Raw genomic sequence first — 22,185 nt, forward strand, 5'->3', positions numbered from 1 at the left:
CGAAAACTAACGATATAGAAAATGAGCGAAAAATATAAAACACGATTACTGACACTTGAACTTTCAAATTGAGTTTTAAAACGAGAGACTAAGACCTTAGACAATATGGTTGATCATCTGGTTACAAAATATCGCGCGGGAGTTAATATCGCCTCAACACTCAAGGTAAACGGTATATAAATGAATAAGAAGAAAGCCAGCATATTCGTCACGCAACAACTTCCCGATGAAGTTGAAGCACGCATGCGTGAACTGTTTGATGTGCACTTCAGCGGAACAACAAATGCTCCCAGCCGCGAGGTATTAGAAGAGGCTGTTAAAACCTACGATATTCTTGTTCCTACCGTTACAGATAAAATTGACACCTCACTCATCGAGATGGCGGGACCACAACTAAAAATGATCGCGAGTTTTGGTACAGGCCATGACCATATAGACATTACTGCGGCTCATAACAAAGGCATCATCGTTACCTCGACGCCGGGTGTCACCACAGATGATACCGCAGATATGGCGATGGCTCTTATTCTTGCCGTGCCACGCCGCCTTGCTGAAGGAGCGGCTCTTATGCAATCAGGCGATTGGCCGGGCTGGTCACCAACATGGATGCTCGGACGCAGACTAAAGGGCAAAAAGCTGGGTATTGTTGGTATGGGTCGCATTGGTCAAGCTGTTGCCAAACGCGCACGTGGCTTTGGTCTTTCAATCCATTATAATTCCCGCCGCCCAATAGCCGCCGAAGTTGAAAAAGAATTGGGCGCAACTTTTTGGGACAGTCTAGACCGGATGTTGGCCCATATGGATATCATATCCGTCAACTGCCCCTATACACCGGCCACCTTTCATCTTCTGTCTAAACGTACACTTGGCCTGATCCAGCCACACGCCTATATCGTCAATACATCTCGTGGTCAGGTAATCGATCAAGATGCTTTGATTGAAAGACTTGAACAGGGCGAAATCGCCGGTGCAGCTCTTGATGTTTTAGAAAGTGAACCCGGCATTGATCCTCGTTTTTTAAAACTCGTACGTGACCATAAAGCCGTTCTCATCCCTCATCTTGCCTCCGCTACACTGGAAGGCCGTTTCGATATGGGAGAGAAGGTTATTATCAATATACAAACTTATATAGATAATCACCGACCACCTGATCGAGTGCTACCTCCTCAGTTTGAGATGATTAATCAAACAACTCAAAATGGAGACGAGGATTATGAATAAAGCACCAGTTCTTATGCTCGGAGCTAGAAGCGACATTGGAATGGCGATCGCCCATCGATTTGCTCAAGAGGGATACCCGATTCAACTTGCAGCGAGAGCGGCTGACACACTTGATACTGATCGCGCTGACATAGAACGTCTTTATTCTGTCAAAGCGAGTGTGCATGAGTTTGACGCTTTGGATACGACTTCCCATGCCGACTTCCTTGATGGTCTTTCTGAACTGCCCACTATCGCAATATGCGCCGTGGGTTTAATGGGCGACCAGACAGAAAGCGAAAAAGATATGGATGCTGCAGCTCTCGTTATGCGTAGTAATTTCGAAGGTCCTGCGAGCATCATGAGCGAACTTGCCAATCGATTTGAAAGTAGAGGGTCTGGCGTCCTTGTTGGTATCAGTTCAGTTGCCGGAGATCGTGGACGTGCAACTAATTATATTTATGGCTCGGCCAAAGCTGGATTTACGGCCTTTTTATCTGGCTTACGTAATCGACTGGCGAAGCGTGGTGTTCACGTCATGACTGTGCTGCCCGGTTTTGTCGCGACGAAGATGACACAAGATATGGATTTACCGAAAAAGCTTACCGCTGATCCAAAAGAGTTGGCTGATTATTTATATAAAGCCGTTCGCCGCAAGAAAAACGTCATTTACTATCGGCATGTCTGGTTTTGCATCATGATGATTATTCGCTCGATCCCAGAGAGTATTTTTAAGAAGTTGAAATTATAAAAATCAAAAACCCTAGCTACTTATCAGTTCCATTCAGGGGATTTTTCGGGTCGCGTTTATAGCGGATGGTTTCAAATCGCATCGACAGACTATCGACCAATAACAACCGCCCGACCATGCCTTCGCCAATGCCCGTGATCTCTTTAACAACTTCCAGCGCTTGAAGAGAGCCAAGCACACCTGTCAAAGCCCCAAGAACACCCGCCTCAGCGCAGGCGGGCACGCTTCCCTCAGTTGGCACATTTGGGAAAAGACAGCGATATGTTGGATTTTTCTCACCATCTTTATTGCTTTCATGCGGCTTAAAGGTTGTCAGCGTGCCATCAAAACGACCAACGGCGGCAGAGACCAATGGTTTACTCCCATGGAAACAAGCATCTGATACCAGATAGCGGGTTTCAAAATTATCGCAACCATCTGCAATAATGTCATAGCCTTTGAGCAAGTCAGCCGCATTGTCTTTGTTAAGGCGCATGTTATGCGCCTGCACCACCACATGCGGATTAATGCGTTTAATGGCATTTGCAGCGCTTTCAACTTTTGGTTCACCCACGCTATCTGTATCATGAATGACTTGGCGTTGCAGGTTTGAAAGGCTGACATGATCATCATCAACAACGCCTAATGTACCAACACCGGCGGCTGCCAGATATTGCAAAAGCGGCGCACCAAGACCGCCTGCACCAATCACCAACACTTTCGCTGCTTTTAGTTTTTGTTGCCCTGCGCCGCCCACTTCAGCCAAGACAATATGGCGGGCATAACGCTCTATTTCTTCTGGTGACAGCACGCTCAAACTCCCGTGGAGCCAAAGCCCCCTGTCCCGCGTTTTGTTTCGCTCAACTCATTGCTCACATGAAAACGTGCTTGCACAATCGGCGCAATCACCATCTGGGCAATGCGCATTCCGCGTTCAATAGTGAATGTCTCTTGGCCGTGATTAATCAGAATGATTTTTACTTCACCGCGATAATCCGCATCAATGGTGCCTGGTGAATTGAGCGCGGTAATGCCGTTCTTTATTGCAAGGCCAGAACGCGGACGAATTTGTGCCTCAAAATTATCGGGCAATTCCATCGCAAGACCGGTTGGCACCAAACCGCGCTCGCCGGGGTTCAAGACTATAGGTCCGCCTTCTTCAACAGCAGCGCGAAGATCAACACCCGCCGCCGCATCGCTTTCATATGCAGGCATCTCCAACCCGTCAAAATGAGGCAAAGGCCTGAGTATTACATCGACTGCCATTTTATTTATTCACCTCTGCCGCAATCACGTCAACAAGACGGCGGGCGACATCGTATTTCGACATTTTATCCCATGTCTCATGGCCATCTTTAGTGATGAGATGAATGATGTTTTCATCCCCGCCCATAACACCAATGCCACCAGCGCTCTCGCTTGAGACATCATTAGCGACGATCATATCCGCGCCTTTACGGTCCAGTTTTGCGGTTGCGTGCTCAATTACTTTTTGCGTTTCAGCGGCAAATCCAACCACCAAAGCGGGGCGCCTATCCGAAAGGCTTAGCTCTCGCAAAATATCCGGATTTTCTGTGAAAGAGAGAGGTGGTATATCACCCGACCCGTCTTTCTTTATTTTCTCAACCGATGCACCATCCACGCGCCAATCAGCAACAGCCGCCGCCATAATGGCGATATCGGCAGGCAAAGCCGCTTTCACCGCATCTTGCATTTGCTGCGCCGTTTCCACAGGCATCAAGGTGACACCCTGCGGGGCTGTGAGATTGACCGGACCGGAAACAAGCGTAACACTCGCACCCGCATTCAAAAATGCCTCGGCTATCGCATAGCCCTGTTTGCCCGATGATCGGTTGGCGATATAGCGCACAGGATCAATCGGCTCGTGAGTTGGACCTGCCGTAATCAGCACTTTTTTGCCTGTCAGTTTACTGGCCAATATGTCCGTTGAAAATATGTCTTCTATCGCGGCAACGATTTCAAGCGGATCGGATAAACGCCCACGACCCGCCTCGTTTTTCTCCGCCATTTCGCCCGTTTCAGGGCCGATGAAGCGAATCCCATCCTCTTTCAATTGCGCCACATTGCGTTGCGTCGCTGCATGGTTCCACATGAAGGGGTTCATGGCAGGCGCGACAAGCACTGGCTTGTCTGTTGCCAAAAGAACGGCACCGGCTAAATCACCGGCTAAGCCATTGGCCATTTTCGCCAAAAAATCAGCGCTTGCAGGCGCAACAACCACAAGGTCCGCCTCGCGTGATAATTTGATATGGCCAATCTCATCTTCTTGTGTGAGATCGAAAAGATCATCATAAACCGGATTTTCCGATAGGGCCTGCACGGAAAGCGGGGTCACAAATTCTGCCGCCGACTTCGTCATCACACAACGCACTGTTGCCCCGCGCTCACGCAGACGGCGAATAAAATCGAGGCATTTATAGGCCGCGATACCGCCGGTTAGGATAAGAAGAATGTGTTTTTGATTGAGCATATCAATTTCTAACCCCACCAAAGGCTAGCTGCAAGTAAAACCACAGAAAGAGCCACCATCAAAAGGCCATAAGAGATGCCATTTGATCGTTCTTTTTCGCTTTCACCTGCTGTTGCAAAATCGGCTGACAATTTTTCTGCACGCTCAGCCAATCGAGGTAATTCGCCGATGAGCTTACCAAATGCATCAACCCCATCAGCCGCGCGTTTGAGATGTGCTTTAGGGCCAACATGACCAGACACCCATTCTTTTAAAACAGGCTCTGAGGCAATCCACATATTGAAATTTGGATTAAGTGAACGTGACACGCCTTCCGCCACCACCATGGTGCGCTGTAGGAAGATCAATTCCGGCTGCATCGGCATATCAAAAAGATCGGTGACATCAAGCAACTGCTGGAGAAGCCTTGCCATAGAGATATCATCTGCCTGCACACCGTGGATCGGCTCGCCAATACCGCGCAGCGCTTGCGCAAAATCGGCAACCTTATGACGGGCGGGCACATAGCCAGCATCAAAGTGCACCTCCGCAATGCGCTGATAGTCGCGTTTGATGAAGCCCCATAAGATTTCAGCGAGAAAGCGGCTTTCACCTTCATTGATACGGCCCATGATACCGCAATCAATTGCAACTATTTTACCACCCTCTTCGACAAACATATTACCTTGATGAGGATCCGCATGGAAAAATCCATCGCGCACGGCTTGTGTCAAAAAGGATTGGATAACTTCGTCGGCCAATTTGTTCAGATCATATCCGGCCTCGCGCAAGCCATCCAGATCAGACAATTTGATGCCATCAATCCACTCTGTCACCAAGATATCGCGCGACATATGCTCCCATATGACATCGGGCGTGCGATAAAGCGGGTCGCTTTGCATGTTCTCGTTAAGCTCAGACAGGGCGGCGGCTTCCAATCTCAAATCAAGCTCAAGCTCTGCCGAGCGCGCATGAGTTTCAATCGCCACGACAGGACGCAACCGGCGCATGGACGGAATGAGGCGCTCAGCCCAGCGGGCTGCGGTTGCAAAAGCATCGAGATCATTTTTGAAGCGTTTGCGAATATTTGGCCGCAGTACCTTCACGGCGACATCGCGAAGAACACCATTACTGTCGCGCCATTTGGCTTTATGCACCTGTGCAATGGAGGCGGCGGCTATTGGTTCGGAAAAATCGTCAAAGAGCTCGTCGCACGGTTGGCCAAAGGCATTTTCTATTTCGCGCTTGGCAATCTGTGTATCAAAAGGCGGCAAGCTATCTTGCAATAGCGATAAATTACCAGCCACGGTTTTGCCGACAATATCGGGTCTTGTGGCAAGGAACTGACCTATTTTGATATAGGTAGGTCCCAGACGGTTTAATGCCTGCGTCAAGCGTTCTGCATTGTCAGCGCGTTTCACAGAGCCTTTTTCAAATATGCGCAAGGTTTTAACTGCAAATTTTCCTGACGGCGGCAAGGTTGATGGATCAACGAGACGCGTGACACCTTCACGCATCAAGATCCAACCCGCACGGGCCAACCGAAAATAAGACATCAATGACATCATGCAGCCCTTTTACAATTTCCAACCGGAATGCAGGCGCACAACGCCGCCCGTAAAGCTGCGGTGGCCCACCTGATCAAAACCACCACGGCGGATCATCGCTTCAAAGCGCTCTGGATTAGGGAATTTGCGGATCGATTCGACCAGATATTGATAGGAATCTCGGTCACCAGTGATCATCTGTCCCATGCGTGGGATGATATTGAAAGAATAAGCCTCATAGATTTTATCAAGACCTGGCACGTCGACAGATGAAAACTCAAGACACATAAAGCGGCCACCGCGTTTCAAAACACGATGCGCTTCCGATATGGCTTTATCAATCAAGGGTACATTGCGAATGCCAAAGGCTATCGTGTAGGCATCAAAGGAGTTCGCCTCAAAAGGAAGCTCCTCAGCATTCCCCTCAATAAATTCAATATGAGAAAGACCTTTTTTCTCAGCCCGCTCAGCGCCCACCCCCAACATGGAAGCATTAATGTCAAAGACCGTAGATTGAACATGATTGTTTGAGCGCTCCGCCACGCGAAAAGCAATATCGCCTGTGCCGCCCGCAACATCGAGATGCTTGAAGGCTGATCCCTTTTTCGGCGGATTAAGCGATGAGACCATCGCATCTTTCCATATGCGGTGCATACCAGCCGACATGACGTCATTCATCACGTCATATTTTTGGGCAACAGAGTGGAAAACATCATCCACCATGCCTTGTTTTTCACCCTCGTTAACGGGGGTGAACCCGAAAGATGTGGCATTATCAATCGCCATCGTATGAAACCTGTCACTCAGTTGTACTTATTGCGCCGACACTATTATATGCAAGCTTGTATGTCACCCAGATTTGCCCGTTGAGATTAATATAGCGAAATGCCCGAACTTCCAGAAGTAGAAACGGTCCGCCGTGGCCTTGCGCCCCATACAGAAGGACTGGTGATTGAGCGGGTTGAACAGCGCAGGCCCAATCTTCGATATCCCTTCCCCGATAATTTCGCCGCGCGACTTGAAGGGCACACACTTATATCTATGGGCAGGCGGGCTAAATATCTGGTCGCCGACATGGATGATGGGACGGTGCTTATCATGCATTTGGGCATGTCTGGCTCTTTTCGCATAGAAAAAGAGAGCAAAAACGACACTCCGGGCAATTTTCATCATGAACACGGCAAGTCGGCAACTCACGACCACGTTGTCTTTCATATGTCTGATGGGGGGCGTCTTATATATAATGACCCGCGCCGCTTCGGGTTTATGGATCTGACAACACGCGCTGAGCTTTCAACATGCAAGCATTTTGAAAAAATGGGGGTGGAGCCAACCGGCAACAGCTTATCATCTGACTATGTGGCTGGTGTTTTTAAAAACAAGAAGACAAATCTCAAAGCTGCCCTTCTCGATCAGCGGCTGATTGCGGGTCTTGGCAATATATATGTGTGCGAGGCTTTATGGCGCTCACATTTATCGCCAAAACGCGCAGCCGGCACGCTTACTACAAAGTCCGGCAAACCGACGGCTTCCTGTGAACGATTGACCGCTGCCATTCGACAAGTCATTGCAGATGCTATCGAGGCTGGTGGCTCGTCCTTGCGCGATTATGTCCACACGGACGGTTCACTTGGTTATTTTCAGCATTCCTTCGCCACCTATGACCGCGAGGGAGAACCATGCCGCACTGAACAATGCACAGGAACAATCGAACGCTTCAACCAAAGCGGGCGCTCAACTTTTCATTGCCCAAAGTGCCAACGGTAAGATCAACCCACGCATTAGGTGTGGCCATTTGGTAGCGCATACATTTAATATATGGTTTGTATTGAACAGGCAGCTTAGCTGGCGTACGAACAGAAACACATTTAACAACGTCGCAGGAGTGCACTATGTCATATGACACGATACGCAAAGAGACTAAGGGCAAGGTTGGGGTTATTACGCTTGATCGTCCCGATGCGCTCAACGCTTTAAATGCCAAACTCATTGTAGAATTGGTTGATGCGGTCGCTTCATTTGAAAAAGACGCTAAAATTGGGTGTATAGTTATTACGGGCTCTGAAAAAGCTTTTGCCGCAGGCGCAGATATCAAAGAAATGCAAGAACAGAACTTCCCTGATTCATATATCGACAATATTTTTTCTGAATCAGATCGCATCGCGGCCTGTCGCAAACCAATCATTGCAGCGGTTTCAGGCTATGCACTTGGCGGCGGCTGTGAGTTGGCGATGATGTGCGATTTTATTATTGCAGCCGACACTGCAAAGTTTGGGCAGCCTGAGATCAATCTTGGTGTGATTCCAGGCATTGGCGGAACACAGCGGCTCACGCGCGCCATTGGTAAAGCAAAAGCAATGGACATGTGCCTTACAGGCCGCATGATGGATGTTGTTGAAGCTGAAAGCGCAGGACTGGTCTCACGTATTGTACCTGCGGTCGATTTGATAGAAGAAACCATGAAAGCAGCCGATAAAATTGCAGATCAATCCTTGGCAGCCTCCATGATGCTAAAAGAAGCTGTTAATCAGGCGTTTCAGACAAGCCTATCCGATGGCCTGCTGTTTGAAAGGCGCACGTTCCAATCCCTCTTTGCGACAAAAGACCAAAAAGAGGGTATGCAAGCGTTTATTGATAAACGGGCTGCTCAGTTCAAAAACAATTAATTCTGTGTCTCTAGACTATATGCCTGTCAGTTTTGGTCGATTTCTGACATAAGGCAATTGACGACTAACCGACTTAATACTATAAGCGCCCAAATCTATTTTGACATTGCGATAGTATTTTAGCTTCATACGCTAGGCATTCGCAGTTTATCACACCGAACGTGAAGGAATATACGGATGGCGAATACGCCTTCAGCAAAAAAAGCAACGCGGAAAATTGCTCGCCGCACACAAGTCAACAAAACACGCCGCACACGCATGCGCTCTCATCTGCGCAGCGTTGAAGAAGCAATTGCAAGCGGTGACAAAAATGTTGCTCAAGACGCCCTTAAAGCCGCCGAGCCAGAGCTGATGCGTGCTGCACAAAAAGGCATTCTGCACAAAAATACAGCATCTCGAAAAATTTCACGCCTTTCCAAGCGTGTGAAAGCAATCTCTGCTTAAATTTTTTAAGAACCAGCTAAATTTAATTAAGGTGCTCATTGAGCGCCTTTTTTATTGCCTCAACAAAATATGAAGGCCTTGAAATCATACATCTTTTTTTGTTGTTATTATTATACCCTAAATTTTCAATTATAAAAACTCAATAATAACAATGACTTATACTAAAAACTGCAAAACCACGAAAATTCAGACCAATTCATTATAAATAATCATAGTGATCGTATGGACGTTAGACATAAATAAAAATCAGAACGTACTTACTCGCTTTTTGGTAACTAATTGAGTTTCTTAAACTTTTATTCTGGCCGCCTGAGATGAAAGCGAGTCAAGCGATTTTTTTATAAAATTTTCGCCAAAATTCAAGTTTTAGACATTGATAAATTCGAACCATATTGCTAGGTTCATCACACGACAGTGAGGTCATGGGGAGTGACTTCACATAAATCAAAAAATGACGAATTAAATGAGAAAGTGCAGTCTTTCTCTACTTCATTTTGGGCTAATACTCAATTTGCGGATCAATACCTTTTTGCCTATGCACAGAAGATATTGAAGTAATAAATTTGTGCTGAAGGAATACAGGAGTTGGATTGATCATGGCAAACTATGCTGCGGATGTAGATGCAGCCAAAACATGGGAACGTTTGAATGAAAACTCGAACAGCGTTCTTGTTGATGTAAGAACAACTGCTGAATGGGCTTTTGTCGGCATACCTGATTTAGGCTCGCTCAATAAGACAATAATTTTAGAAGAATGGCAGCAATACCCTCACATGGGTATCAACCCTGATTTTGCGGAAAAAGTATCGAATATCATAACTAAAAGTAATGGCGACAAATCCACCGAGGTTTATTTTTTATGTCGTTCTGGCGTTCGCAGCATGGCCGCTGCAGATGCTCTTACTGCGTTAGGTTTTAAGAATTGCTTTAATGTTGTCGGCGGTTTTGAGGGGCCGCCTGATAATGATCAACATCGTGGGAATGTTGATGGCTGGAAAGCCGCCTCACTGCCTTGGGTACAAAAATAAGATAACAATCGGCCTATACAATAGGCTCGTCTAACAGGAGAATGGGGATGCAAGCTAAGCCACTAAAGAAGCTAGCGACAAATACTAAATCGGCCTTCATTTCTAATCTCACTGATTCTGAGGGAGAAGATGTATCAAAGGGGCAACCATCGGCAGAAAAGAGAGCAATGATCCATGCGGGGTTAGTAAATAGTCAACTGACTGATAAAGAAGCTCAAATTAAAACAGACCAAGAGATAGAAGAAAATAAAGCTATGTGGGTACGCGTTAAGAAAAAACTCCGGGTGCAACTGGGAGAAGATATTTACACAAGCTGGTTCAATGGGCTTGCAATTGAGAGCGTTAAAGATGGTGTTGTCTCTTTATCTGTTCCAACGCGTTTCTTGCAGCAGTGGATTAAGAACAACTACGGCGAACTCATTCTTTCGCTTTTGCAAGAAGAGCAAGATGACATCACAGATATCTCTGTCGCTGTACGCAGCGCCACGCGCACAAATAGCAAACAAAAGAAGCTCAAAGAACAAGAAAACCCCACGCAAGGACTCTCGTCGAACAATGGGCGAGGGCCTGGTTCGAAAGCGCAACATTTGAATGATGTTGAAGGACCATATGGTGGCGCTCCTTTGGACCCGCGCTATACCTTTTCAAGTTTTTGCGAAGGCCAAGGTAACAATATGGCCTTTACAGCCACAAAAGCGATTGCGACCGGTGATAGGTCTGTATCATTTAATCCATTGTTTATTCATGCAAAGGTCGGACTAGGTAAAACGCATCTGCTGCAAGCGATTGCATGGGAAAGCCACCGCTGCCGTTTGCCGCGCCGAGTGCTCTATTATACCTCAGAACGCTTTATGCATAAAATGCGCGAAGGCTTTGCCAAAAAAACAATTGCCGAGCTTAAAGAGCGTTTGCGCGATGTGGACTTGATGATCATTGATGATATTCAATTCCTTGCGGGTGATAAATTCCAACTGGAGTTCAGCCATCTTCTCAATGCATTGATCGATGCGAATAAACAGGTGGTGATCTCTGCGGACAGACCGGCTGCCGAATTGAAAACTCTTGACGAGCGTGTTTTGTCTCGTCTGCGTGGCGGCATTGCATTTCAACTGGAAAGCCCTGATGCGGACTTGCGTCGCAAAATTCTAGTCTCCCGTCTCAATGCGCTACGGACTACCGATCCTTCAATCAACATATCAGACACTATTCTCGACTATGTCTCACAAGCCGTTAAGACCAACGGACGGGATCTGGAAGGTGCATTGAACAGGTTGGTAGCGCAACAATGCTTTACCCATGCGCCCGTCACCCTTGAATCTGCCCAGCTGGTTTTACGCGATTTGGTGCGCTCAGATGAACCGCGCAAAGTGTTGATTGAAGACATTCAACGCATGGTTTCCAGCCATTTCAATATTTCAAAATCTGATCTGGTGTCACAACGCCGAACACGAGCCATCGTGCGACCTCGTCAAATTGCGATGTATTTATGCAAAACCATGACACCGCGATCACTACCTGAAATCGGCAAACGTTTTGGTGGACGAGACCACACAACGGTTATTCATGCCGTTCAAAAGGTTGAACAGCTGATGAGTGAAGATCACAATTTTTCAGACGATGTTGAGTTGCTGCAAAGACTACTCGACGACTAAGGTATCGTTCTAAAATAAACTCCCGAAGGTCCAAGCGGCGGACCAAAAGGCCCCTTTCTCTTTGAAAACTACTATTTTTAGAGAGAGGGGCTAAATTTATCACAACAGATATCTGTCATTTCTCGACTATATTTCAGTTTCATCAACAAATGACGGGGAAATATTGAGGACGAGCCTATGGCTTGACTGGTCTGGACTTGCGTTTTTGAGCTGCAACGTTCAAACATTTGGTCCCGGAATGCATCTGAACATATATTTCGGTATTATTTATTCGCCCAATCAGGTTGTCGATCATGCGTATTACAATTGAACGTTCCACATTACTGAAATCACTCAACCATGTTCACCGTGTGGTTGAAAAACGTAACACTATTCCGATCCTGTCCAATGCTCTTTTGCGCACAGCAGATGGCGAACTGATGCTTAAGGCAACCGACCTTGATCTCGAGGTGGTGGAGCGCATTCCAGCGATGGTGGAGGCCCCTGGTGGAACAACTGTACCAGCCCATATTCTGTTTGATATTGTGCGCAAGCTGCCTGATGGTTCTGAGATCCTACTTGAAACCGACGAGAACGATGCAACCATGCGCGTTCAGGCTGGCAAATCGCATTTCAATCTGCAAATTCTGCCAGAAGATGATTTTCCAGAACTTGCGGCCGATGAATTTACACATCAATTCAATCTAGCTGCAGGCGATTTTCGAAAAATCATTGACCGCACACAATTTGCCATTTCTACCGAAGAAACACGCTATTATCTAAACGGCATTTATCTTCATGCCATTGAGGTCGACGGTGCGCGCCTGCTGCGTGGTGTTGCAACAGATGGCCACCGCCTTGCACAAATGCAACTTCCTGCTCCTGATGGAATAGACGGAATGCCCGGAATTATCATTCCGCGCAAAACTGTTAGCGAAGTACAAAAGCTGCTCGATGATGCGGAGCAAAATGTAGTGATTGATCTCTCAGAGAGCAAAATCCGTTTCACTGTTGGTAATATTGTTCTCACATCGAAACTGATTGATGGAACATTCCCTGATTACAGCCGGGTTATTCCACAAGGCAACGACAAAGAACTCACCGTCGATCGTGGCGTCTTTACTCAGGCTGTGGACCGTGTTTCGACTATTTCATCTGAACGTGGGCGGGCCGTAAAACTGTCGCTCGCCAGCGGGCAAATGATTTTATCTGTTGTGAACCCAGATTCAGGCACCGCGCAAGAAGAGATCGCCGTCGATTATGACTCAGACTCCATTGAAATTGGTTTTAATGCCAAATATCTACTTGATATTGCCAATCAGCTTGAATCTGAGACCGCCATCTTCAAACTTGCTGATGCTGGTTCCCCCACATTAATCGAAGACAATGGCACAAGCGATGCCTTGTATGTCTTAATGCCAATGCGCGTGTGAGTGCTGTATTGAACGGGCATGGCTGATATATTTCCAACCCGCATCCGCGCTCTCAAGCTTACAAATTTTCGCAATTATCAGCATCTGAATGCTTCCTTTGAAACATCCTCTGTCGTCTTGGTCGGCCCCAATGGAGCCGGCAAAACCAACCTACTAGAAGCTTTATCCTTTTTGTCTCCCGGACGAGGACTACGACGCGCACAATATCATGATGTTGCTCTTGAAGAGGCCAAAGGTGGCAATCGCTTATGGGCCGTTTCAGCGCTTATTGATACGCCCCATGGTGATGTGGACATAGGCACCGGTCTCTCGCCCAACGAGGGCCTTAATGAAAAGAACCGTAAAATTCGCATTGACCGTGAGCCAGCCAAAAATGCTGACGCGATGACAGAATATGTCCGCCTGTTATGGCTGACACCTTCTATGGATGGGCTTTTTACAGGCTCAGCAGGGGATAGGCGGCGTTTTTTAGATCGCTTAGTCTTAGCGGTTGATCCTGCTCATGGGCGACGGGTGAACGCCTTCGATAAGGCGGTGAGAGGCCGCAACCGTATTTTAGACGAAGCTTTTCACAATACGGCTTGGCTTGATGCGGTAGAAATTCAAGTGGCTGAACTAGGAGTAGCCATTACAGCAGCAAGACTCGAGACAGTTGCCATGCTGATTGCCGAGATCGATACGACGCAACAACAAACCGATCACTTTCCCCAAGCAACACTTGCGCTCGAAGGTGTGGTTGACGAATTAGTAGCAAGCCAATCCGCCACCGATGCCGAAGACCAATACCGCCGATTGCTTGGTCAAACCCGTGTCCGCGACCGCGCAGCAGGCCGCACATTGGATGGACCGCATCGAGCCGATCTGGTGGTTCGCCATCTCGGCAAAGAGATGCCTGCGCGGCTTTGCTCAACGGGAGAACAGAAAGCCCTTCTCATCGGCATCATTCTCGCCCATGCTCGCCTTGTGGCGCATATGGCTAATATGACGCCAATTATTTTGTTAGATGAGGTTGCAGCCCACCTAGATGAAATGCGCCGCGCGGCTCTTTTTGATGTTCTAGAGAGCCTTAATTGTCAGGCTTGGATGACCGGCACAGACCACAGTTTATTCGAGGCATTGGGGCACAGAGCGCACACCTTTCATGTTGAAAGCGGCGCCATAAAACCATGCTGAGTTAAAAGACAAGAATCCACAGTTTTTTCGCGCCTTTCCATGTATTCAGTGCTATAAATTTAAGATGATTCTCTGACTGAGCTTCTCTCATGATAAAACTACTTGAAGAATGGTTCTACAGCTCAGTCACAACACAAAAATTCTCCCAGGAATGCGCTCTGTAAATAGCGCTGCCCCGCAAGGTGAAGACGGTATTTGAATGACTGATCCAGTAGAAAACACAGCCGATTATGGCGCCGATTCCATTAAGGTTCTCAAGGGCCTCGATGCCGTACGCAAACGCCCAGGTATGTATATTGGCGACACTGACGATGGCTCAGGCCTACATCACATGGTCTATGAGGTGGTGGATAACGGTGTTGATGAAGCACTCGCCGGCCATGCTGACCGCGTCACCGTTACTTTGAACGCCGATGGTAGCGTTACTGTCACAGATAATGGGCGTGGTATTCCAACCGATATCCATACGGAAGAAGGCATTTCTGCTGCCGAAGTCATCATGACCCAGCTACATGCCGGCGGTAAATTTGACCAGAACTCCTACAAGGTTTCCGGTGGTCTGCACGGGGTTGGCGTTTCGGTTGTGAACGCTCTTTCTGAAAAGCTAATCCTGCGGATCAAACGCGACGGTAAACATCATGAGATGTTTTTCACTCATGGTGTTTCTGATGCGCCTTTGGCGGTAATTGGTGATTGCGGCGATGAAACAGGAACAGAAGTTACCTTCCTTCCCTCAAAAGAAACCTTTACGCAGGTTGAGTTCAGCTATGAAACGCTGGAAAATCGCTTGCGCGAACTGGCCTTTTTGAATTCTGGTGCTCGCATCATTTTGACAGATAAGCGCGACGCGGAAGAGCGTAGCGAAGAAATGTATTATGAAGGCGGGCTTGAAGAATTCGTCAAATATCTCGATCGCAATCGCAAGCCATTGATTGAAGCGCCGATTACGCTGAAAGGCGAGCGGGATGGTATCGTGGTTGAAGTGGCCGCGTGGTGGAATGAAAGCTATCAAGAGCACGTTTTATGCTTCACCAATAATATTCCACAGCGCGACGGCGGTACACACCTTGCTGGTCTGCGTGGTGCGCTTACCCGTCAAGTTACCGGCTATGCCGATGCATCTGGCATCACAAAGAAGGAAAAAGTGTCGCCAACAGGCGATGATTGCCGCGAAGGCATGACCTGCGTCTTATCCGTTAAAGTGCCGGATCCAAAATTCTCGTCACAGACGAAAGACAAGCTTGTCTCCTCTGAAGTCCGCCCCGTAGTGGAAAGTTTCGTCAATGAAGCATTGAAAGACTGGTTTGAGGAAAACCCGTCGCTTGCCAAAATCATCGTCTCAAAAGTGGTCGAAGCGGCCGCTGCACGCGAAGCCGCGCGCAAAGCACGTGAACTCACACGCCGCAAAGGCGCGCTCGATATTGCTTCCCTGCCGGGCAAGCTTGCCGATTGTCAGGAACGCGACCCATCAAAATCTGAAATCTTCCTCGTTGAGGGGGACAGCGCGGGCGGTTCTGCCAAACAAGGGCGCGACCGTTCCAATCAGGCGGTTCTTCCGTTGCGCGGTAAAATCCTCAACGTCGAACGCGCGCGCTTTGACAAAATGCTATCCTCAAATGAAATCGGCACCTTGATTACGGCGCTTGGCACCGGCATTGGGCGCGAAGAATTCAACCTTGAAAAATTGCGCTACCATAAGATCATCATCATGACCGATGCCGATGTCGATGGCGCCCATATTAGAACGCTGCTTCTCACCTTCTTCTTCCGTCAAATGCCAGAGCTAGTGGAAGCTGGCCATGTCTATATTGCCCAACCCCCTCTTTATAAGGTCTCGCGTGGTAAGTCCGAGCAATATTTGAAAGACGAACCAGCGCATCAGGACTATCTGATTGAAAATGGCTTGAGCGAAACAATCCTCAAGCTCGGTTCAGGCGAAGAGCGGGCCGGTGCAGACCTTCGTGCGATCATCGAAGAAGCACGCGCGGTCAAAACCTATCTCGAAGGAGTTCATACACGCTATGATCGCTCTGTTCTTGAACAAGCCGCCATCGCCGGTGCTTTGAATATCGAAATGGTGCAAGATAATACCAAAGCCAATGAGGCTGCGGCTTATGTTGCCAAACGTCTTGATACGATTTCCGATGAATTTGAACGCGGTTGGAACGGCTCATTCACGGCTGAAGGCGGCTATATGTTTGAACGCACAGTGCGCGGCGTGAAAGAAATTGCCCGTTTGGATATGCCATTGCTTGCCTCTGCTGATGCCATCAAACTCGATAGCTATGCTGCCTCCATGCAGGAAGTTTATGAAAAACCAGGTATGTTAAAACGTCGTGATGTTGAGACCGAGATCACAGGCCCACGCACCCTACTTGAAAGCGTCTTTGCTGTCGGTCGCAAGGGCTTATCCCTGCAGCGCTACAAAGGACTTGGCGAGATGAACCCCGATCAGCTTTGGGAAACCACGCTTGACCCCAATGTGCGCACATTGCTTCAGGTGAAAGTCAAAGAAGCCACGGCCGCCGATGATATTTTCTCGAAGTTGATGGGTGACGACGTAGAACCACGCCGTGACTTCATTCAGAAAAATGCGCTGAGCGTAGCCAATTTGGATGTGTAGCGATGTCGTAGAGGCGTCATAAAGCAAGACTAGAGTTTTTCGAAAAGCCTTAGGAAACTGGCCTTATGAAAATTACTCTTTTATCCTTTGCCGTTTCAGCCATAATGGTAGCCATGACCTTGACTACTCCTCATGCGGCGCTGGCTGCCGACAAATTGATTATCGCACACCGTGGCGCATCGGGTTATTTGCCTGAACACACATTGGCTGCCAAAGCGCTCGCCCATGGCATGAACCCTGATTACATCGAACAAGATGTTGTGCTGACAAAAGACGGTGTGCCAGTTGTCCTGCACGATCATTTCCTCGATACGGTCACAGATGTCGCCCAAAAATTTACCGCCCGCAAGCGCGATGATGGCCGCTATTATGCGATTGATTTTACACTGGCAGAAATCAAAACGCTGAAGGTTTTTGAGCGCATTGATTTGAAGACTGGCAAACAGGTTTTCCCAGATCGCTTTCCAAGTGGCCTGTCATCCTTCACGGTGCCAACCCTTGAAGAAGAGTTGGAACTGATCAAGGGCCTTAACGCGTCAAGCGGCAAAGCTATTGGCATTTATCCTGAAATCAAAGCGCCTGCCTTTCATCAAAGTGAGGGGCAGGATATTTCTAAAATCGTCCTCAAAGTGTTGAAAAAACATGGCTATGCAGGCAAAGACGATGCCGTTTATGTGCAGTGTTTTGACTGGAATGAAACCCAGCGCATTCGCACCGAGCTTGGGTATCAAGGCAAGCTTATCCAATTGATTGCCGAAAATTCATGGGACGAATCTCCCAGTGTGGATTTTGATACCTTGCGCCAAAAAGAAGGTCTTATCAGCATAGCCAAAATCGCTGATGGTATCGGGCCATGGATTGCGCATATTGTCGATGATAGCGGCACCCCAACCGATCTTGTGACGAACGCTCACGCAGCAGGGCTGGAGCTTCATCCCTATACCTTGCGGGCGGATGCTTTGCCCAATTGGGCCAAAACATTTGATGAGGCGATGAGCGCTATTTTATTCAAAGCGGGCGCTGATGGTCTCTTCACTGATTTCCCTGATTTAGCCGTAAATCATCTGCAAGCACGCCAATAAAATGACACTAACGGCCCTTCACATTTGTGTAAGCGGAACTGTCTTTACTTGATCTTTTTGTTTAGGCAGCTTCTAGTATAACTTCATTTATTCAGGAGAATTAGCATGTCGGAATTCAACATCAATCGTCGCTCAGTCTTCAAAGGGGCAGGTCTTGCCGCAGCCGTTGGTGCAACGGCATCATCCGGTTTTGTTCAACCTGTTTTTGCTGATGGGCATTCTGCAATTCCCGCCCGCCCGATCGCAAACCAATTCATGGTAGGCAATTGTGAAGTGACCACGCTTTTTGATGGCGCCGTTCAACTTCCTGGCCCTCACCCCATCTTCGGTCAAAACGTCGAAGCTGCTGATGTAAAAGCCTTAGTAGAGGGTAATTTTCTGCCTGCCGATAAAATGGAAATCGGCTTCACGCCGACTATCGTGAAAGCAGGTAAAAACACAATCCTCTTTGATACTGGTAATGGCGAAGCAACAGGCCGTCGCCCCAATGCGGGCAATCTGGTTGCCAATATGAAACTTATCGGCATGAAGCCGGAAGACGTCACCCATGTTGTCATCACCCATATGCATCCTGACCATATTGGCGGGTTGATAGAAGGCGGCAAGCCGGTATTTCCTAATGCGGCTTATGTGACTGGTGCCGCAGAATATGACTTCTGGTCGCTTGAAGACCGCCTCACTGGTGGCACAGAACGAGTTGCTAAACTGGTTCAAAGCAATGTCAAACCATTGGCTGAAAAATTCAGTTTCGTGAAACCGGGCGATAGCATCATCCCGGGCATTACCGCCGTTGATGCATCAGGCCATACACCGGGCCACATGGCGTTTCATATCGAAGATGGTGGTGAGCGCGTGCTACTGATTGGCGATGCCGCCAATCATTATGTCGTCTCGCTGCAACGTCCAGACTGGCATGTGCGCTTTGATATGGACAAGGAAAAAGCCGTTCAAGCCCGCAAAAATTTACTCGGAATGATTGCGGCCGACAAAATACCGTTCATCGGCTATCACATGCCTTTCCCTGCCGTTGGTTATCTTGAAGCCAAAGGGCAAGGCTTCCGCTATGAAGCGGCAAGCTATCAGCTCCATCTATAAAGCTTAGGCCACAGGCCTAAGCCACACGCCAATGAAGCGGGAAGCCGGGATCGAAGACAGTGACAGGCCCGCCCCCCGTTTCAATCTTTTCGGGAAAAGCCACGGCTTCATCCTGCTTGACGAGCGTCATCATTTCTTCATTCGCTGGCAGCCCATAAAAGGCTGGTCCATTGAGCGAAGAAAACGCTTCGAGCTTATCCAATGCGCCCTCTTCCTCGAACACATGAGCAAGACAGGACATGGTGTTTATGGCCGTAAAAATACCCGCACAGCCGCAAGCATGTTCTTTTAGGTCATCCGTATGAGGGGCGGAATCTGTTCCCAGAAAAAAGCGCGCATCGCCGCTGGTTGCCGCTTTGCGCAAAGCCAAACGATGGCTCTCGCGTTTTGCAACAGGCAGGCAATAATAATGGGGCTTAATGCCACCGGCCAAAATGTGGTTACGATTGATGATGAGGTGATGGGTTGTGATCGTGCAGGCAAGGTCCGTCGCATTAGACATCACATAATCCACGCCATCCTTTGTGGTGACATGTTCCATAATAACTTTAAGGCCTGGCACCCGCCGCCGCAAAGGATCAAGCACACGATCGATGAAAACAGCTTCGCGGTCGAAAATATCAACCTCGCTGTCCGTCACCTCGCCATGCACACACATGATCACGCCAGCTTCTGCCATGCGCTCCAGCACAGGTCTCACCTTATCAAAATCGCGCACACCTGATTGCGAATTTGTTGTGGCCCCCGCCGGATATAATTTAACAGAGCGAATAAGACCCGCATCATAAGCAGCAATCACATCATCCGGATCTGTTTCCTCGGTCAGATAAAGCGTCATAAGAGGTTGAAACGCCATCCCCTCAGGCAAGGCCTTCATAATGCGCTCACGGTATGCGTTCGCATCAGCGCTGGTGATCACAGGTGGCACAAGATTGGGCATGATAATCGCGCGGGCAAAATCGCGCGCTGAATGCGGCAAAATACCTTCGAGCATCGCCCCATCACGCAGGTGCAAATGCCAGTCATCCGGTCGCTTTATGGTGATTTCACTCGTCATCCAAATTTCCTATTCAGCCGCAGGGCGCACCAATACATCGCTTTCAAATTGTAATTTAGCAAGCCGCGCATAAAGGCCACCTTTTTTTACTAAGGATGCATGGGTGCCTTGCTCAACAATGCGACCTTCATCCATCACCAAAATACGGTCCGCCTTCAATATGGTAGCAAGACGGTGCGCGATGATAAGGGTTGTTCGCCCCTTCATCAAATCTTCCAAAGCTGCCTGCACATGGGCTTCGCTTTCGGCATCAAGCGCACTTGTTGCTTCATCCAAGAGAAGGATTGGCGCATCACGCAAAATCGCACGAGCAATGGCAAGGCGTTGTTTTTGTCCGCCCGACAGCGTGATACCACGTTCACCAACGCGCGCATGATAACCGCCCTTCATTTCATCAATGAAGATATCGGCACGCGCGGCTTTTGCCGCTTTTACGATGGTCGCATCATCAACGTGACCTTTTGCGCCAAAACTAATATTGCCGGCAATATCACCGTTGAAGATAACCGGGTCTTGTGGGACCACCGCGAAAAGAGAACGCAAGGCGTCTGGATCAGCCTGTTTGATATCACTGCCCCCTAAATGCACAGCACCATTGGTCGGGTCGTAAAATCGCGTCAAAAGCTGGAAGATCGTGCTTTTACCGGCCCCCGATGGGCCGACAATGGCAACCGTTTCGCCCGGCTCCACAGTAAAGGAGAGATCGGAGACAATGGTTTTGTCAGGCACACCAGGATAGGCAAATTGAACTCCATCCACATTGATTGCGCCAGCGCTTATCGGCACTGGATTTTCCGGCACTGTGATTTGTGGCTCCTCGGCAACCAATTCCATCAAACGCTCTGTGGCACCTGCCGTCTGTTGCATTTCACCCCACACCTCAGACAAGGAACCCATAGCACCAGCGGCAAAAACTGCATAAAGCAGAAATTGCACCAACATGCCCGGTGCCATATCACCCTCAATGACCGAGCGGGCACCCGCCCAAAGAATTGAAACAATGCTGGCAAAGATCAGAAAGATCAAAATCAGAGTCAAAAATGCCCGTGTTTTAATTGCATTTCTTGCCGCTTGGTAAGAAGCATCGACAGTCGATGAAAAAACTGATTGAACGCCCTCTCCTGCGCTTAAACTTTGAATCGTGTGCACCGAGCCTGCCATCTCAGTGGCATAGGCCGATGCATCGGCAAGCTTGTCTTGAGCTGCACGCGAGCGGCGGCGCACAAGACGGCCAAAGGCAATAAGAGGCAGCACAATTAAGGGAATGGCGAAAACAATCAGACCCGACAATTGTGGGGAGGTATAGACCATCATAATGATGGCACCAATGAAAAGAAGAATATTGCGAAGCGCGACAGATGCTGTGGAGCCGACCGCCGATTTAATTTGCGTTGTGTCTGCCGTCAGTCGTGAGATTACCTCACCTGTGCGAGCGCTATCAAAATAGGCTGCATCGAATTTCAACACGGCAGCAAAGACGTCCTTGCGAATATCCGCAACCGTACGCTCACCGATTTGCGTGACAAAATAATAACGTGCAGCACTGGCAAGAGCCAAAACCGCAACCACGCCGATCATTGCTATAAAATAATAATCAATTGTGTCCACGTTCTCGCCTGAAAAGCCATTGGCCACCACCCGACGCAGCGCCACTGGCACCGTTAAGGTTGCGGCAGAAGCCACAAGCAGAGAGATAAGAGCTGCAACAACAAGCCTTTTATCCTGAAAAATATAAGGAATAAGCATCCGCAAAGGCGTGAGTACAGGGCGCTTTGAGTTATCGTTCGCGGTCAGGCTGGTAGGGGTATTTTTATGTTTCGCGGTCATATGATACTTTTTACGAGAAAATTGAGGCTTAAGCCTTATTTCTTTTAAAGGACTGACACTGAAAATAGCAATAGGACTTGTGTCCGCATCAAGTTCGGATTATAGAACCGCATCTAATAACGCAGTCAAAACCAAACCGGTCTGAATGTGGCCTGCCCCGTCAGTTTACGGTTTATAAG

General features: G+C 48.4%; 19 protein-coding genes. 12 read left to right on the forward strand and 7 right to left on the reverse strand.

The features are described from left to right. The first annotated feature begins 180 nt into the window (after positions 1-180). The gene (locus ABJ081_04865; protein ID MEP6355993.1) at positions 181-1,221 is read left to right on the forward strand and encodes a D-glycerate dehydrogenase; all 1,041 of its coding nucleotides are present in this window, start codon (positions 181-183) and stop codon (positions 1,219-1,221) included. Beyond that, complete coding sequence (locus tag ABJ081_04870) at positions 1,214-1,951, forward strand: SDR family oxidoreductase (protein MEP6355994.1); 738 nt, start codon at positions 1,214-1,216, stop codon at positions 1,949-1,951. Before ABJ081_04865 ends, ABJ081_04870 begins: the two co-directional genes overlap by 8 nt. A 16-nt stretch (positions 1,952-1,967) precedes the next feature. Here ABJ081_04870 and ABJ081_04875 read toward each other — a convergent pair whose 3' ends face one another. Genes ABJ081_04875 through ubiE form a run of 5 tightly spaced genes read right to left on the reverse strand, consistent with a single transcriptional unit; the run spans position 1,968 to position 6,733 of the window. Continuing rightward, positions 1,968-2,747 (reverse strand): molybdopterin-synthase adenylyltransferase MoeB, encoded by a 780-nt coding sequence (locus ABJ081_04875; GenBank protein MEP6355995.1) that lies wholly within the window; start codon positions 2,745-2,747, stop codon positions 1,968-1,970. Next, the gene (gene dut, locus ABJ081_04880; protein MEP6355996.1) at positions 2,744-3,196 is read right to left on the reverse strand and encodes a dUTP diphosphatase; all 453 of its coding nucleotides are present in this window, start codon (positions 3,194-3,196) and stop codon (positions 2,744-2,746) included. Before dut ends, ABJ081_04875 begins: the two co-directional genes overlap by 4 nt. A gap of 1 nt (position 3,197) precedes the next feature. Further along, the gene (coaBC, locus tag ABJ081_04885; GenBank protein ID MEP6355997.1) at positions 3,198-4,421 is read right to left on the reverse strand and encodes a bifunctional phosphopantothenoylcysteine decarboxylase/phosphopantothenate--cysteine ligase CoaBC; all 1,224 of its coding nucleotides are present in this window, start codon (positions 4,419-4,421) and stop codon (positions 3,198-3,200) included. Positions 4,422-4,429: 8 nt separating this feature from the next. Then, positions 4,430-5,956, reverse strand: coding sequence for a 2-polyprenylphenol 6-hydroxylase (gene ubiB, locus ABJ081_04890; GenBank protein ID MEP6355998.1), 1,527 nt, complete (start codon positions 5,954-5,956; stop codon positions 4,430-4,432). Positions 5,957-5,977: 21 nt separating this feature from the next. Next, a complete protein-coding gene (ubiE, locus tag ABJ081_04895; GenBank protein MEP6355999.1) occupies positions 5,978-6,733 on the reverse strand; it encodes a bifunctional demethylmenaquinone methyltransferase/2-methoxy-6-polyprenyl-1,4-benzoquinol methylase UbiE in 756 nt (251 codons plus the stop codon). A 99-nt stretch (positions 6,734-6,832) separates the two neighbouring features. Between ubiE and mutM the strand changes: the two genes are divergently transcribed. The 10 genes from mutM (at position 6,833) to ABJ081_04945 (ending at position 19,122) form a co-directional block, all read left to right on the forward strand. After that, positions 6,833-7,714, forward strand: a complete 882-nt coding sequence (gene mutM, locus ABJ081_04900) for a bifunctional DNA-formamidopyrimidine glycosylase/DNA-(apurinic or apyrimidinic site) lyase (GenBank protein ID MEP6356000.1) — start codon at positions 6,833-6,835, stop codon at positions 7,712-7,714. 125 nt (positions 7,715-7,839) lie between these two features. After that, on the forward strand, positions 7,840-8,613 hold the full coding sequence (locus ABJ081_04905) for an enoyl-CoA hydratase (GenBank protein MEP6356001.1): 774 nt from the start codon (positions 7,840-7,842) through the stop codon (positions 8,611-8,613). A 177-nt stretch (positions 8,614-8,790) separates the two neighbouring features. After that, entirely contained in the window at positions 8,791-9,057 is a 267-nt protein-coding gene (gene rpsT / locus ABJ081_04910; protein ID MEP6356002.1) for a 30S ribosomal protein S20, read from the forward strand. Between the two features lie 596 nt (positions 9,058-9,653). Then, positions 9,654-10,085, forward strand: coding sequence for a rhodanese-like domain-containing protein (locus tag ABJ081_04915; protein MEP6356003.1), 432 nt, complete (start codon positions 9,654-9,656; stop codon positions 10,083-10,085). Between the two features lie 47 nt (positions 10,086-10,132). Then, a complete protein-coding gene (gene dnaA, locus ABJ081_04920) occupies positions 10,133-11,737 on the forward strand; it encodes a chromosomal replication initiator protein DnaA (GenBank protein MEP6356004.1) in 1,605 nt (534 codons plus the stop codon). A 293-nt stretch (positions 11,738-12,030) separates the two neighbouring features. Further along, on the forward strand, positions 12,031-13,149 hold the full coding sequence (gene dnaN / locus ABJ081_04925; protein MEP6356005.1) for a DNA polymerase III subunit beta: 1,119 nt from the start codon (positions 12,031-12,033) through the stop codon (positions 13,147-13,149). 18 nt (positions 13,150-13,167) lie between these two features. Continuing rightward, on the forward strand, positions 13,168-14,322 hold the full coding sequence (gene recF, locus ABJ081_04930; protein MEP6356006.1) for a DNA replication/repair protein RecF: 1,155 nt from the start codon (positions 13,168-13,170) through the stop codon (positions 14,320-14,322). 199 nt (positions 14,323-14,521) lie between these two features. Beyond that, positions 14,522-16,945: a DNA topoisomerase (ATP-hydrolyzing) subunit B gene (gene gyrB / locus ABJ081_04935; protein ID MEP6356007.1), complete on the forward strand. Its 2,424-nt coding sequence runs from the start codon at positions 14,522-14,524 to the stop codon at positions 16,943-16,945. A gap of 65 nt (positions 16,946-17,010) precedes the next feature. Beyond that, positions 17,011-18,027, forward strand: coding sequence for a glycerophosphodiester phosphodiesterase (glpQ, locus tag ABJ081_04940; GenBank protein ID MEP6356008.1), 1,017 nt, complete (start codon positions 17,011-17,013; stop codon positions 18,025-18,027). Positions 18,028-18,132: 105 nt separating this feature from the next. Further along, positions 18,133-19,122, forward strand: coding sequence for an MBL fold metallo-hydrolase (locus ABJ081_04945; GenBank protein MEP6356009.1), 990 nt, complete (start codon positions 18,133-18,135; stop codon positions 19,120-19,122). A 16-nt stretch (positions 19,123-19,138) separates the two neighbouring features. Here the strand turns inward: ABJ081_04945 and pyrC are convergent, their stop codons facing one another. Further along, positions 19,139-20,179, reverse strand: a complete 1,041-nt coding sequence (gene pyrC, locus ABJ081_04950; protein ID MEP6356010.1) for a dihydroorotase — start codon at positions 20,177-20,179, stop codon at positions 19,139-19,141. Between the two features lie 9 nt (positions 20,180-20,188). Then, a complete protein-coding gene (locus tag ABJ081_04955) occupies positions 20,189-22,006 on the reverse strand; it encodes an ABC transporter transmembrane domain-containing protein (protein ID MEP6356011.1) in 1,818 nt (605 codons plus the stop codon). Between the last annotated feature and the right edge of the window lie 179 nt (positions 22,007-22,185).

The sequence above is a fragment of the Hyphomicrobiales bacterium genome, assembly GCA_039989895.1.
Taxonomy (GTDB): domain Bacteria; phylum Pseudomonadota; class Alphaproteobacteria; order Rhizobiales; family JACESI01; genus JACESI01.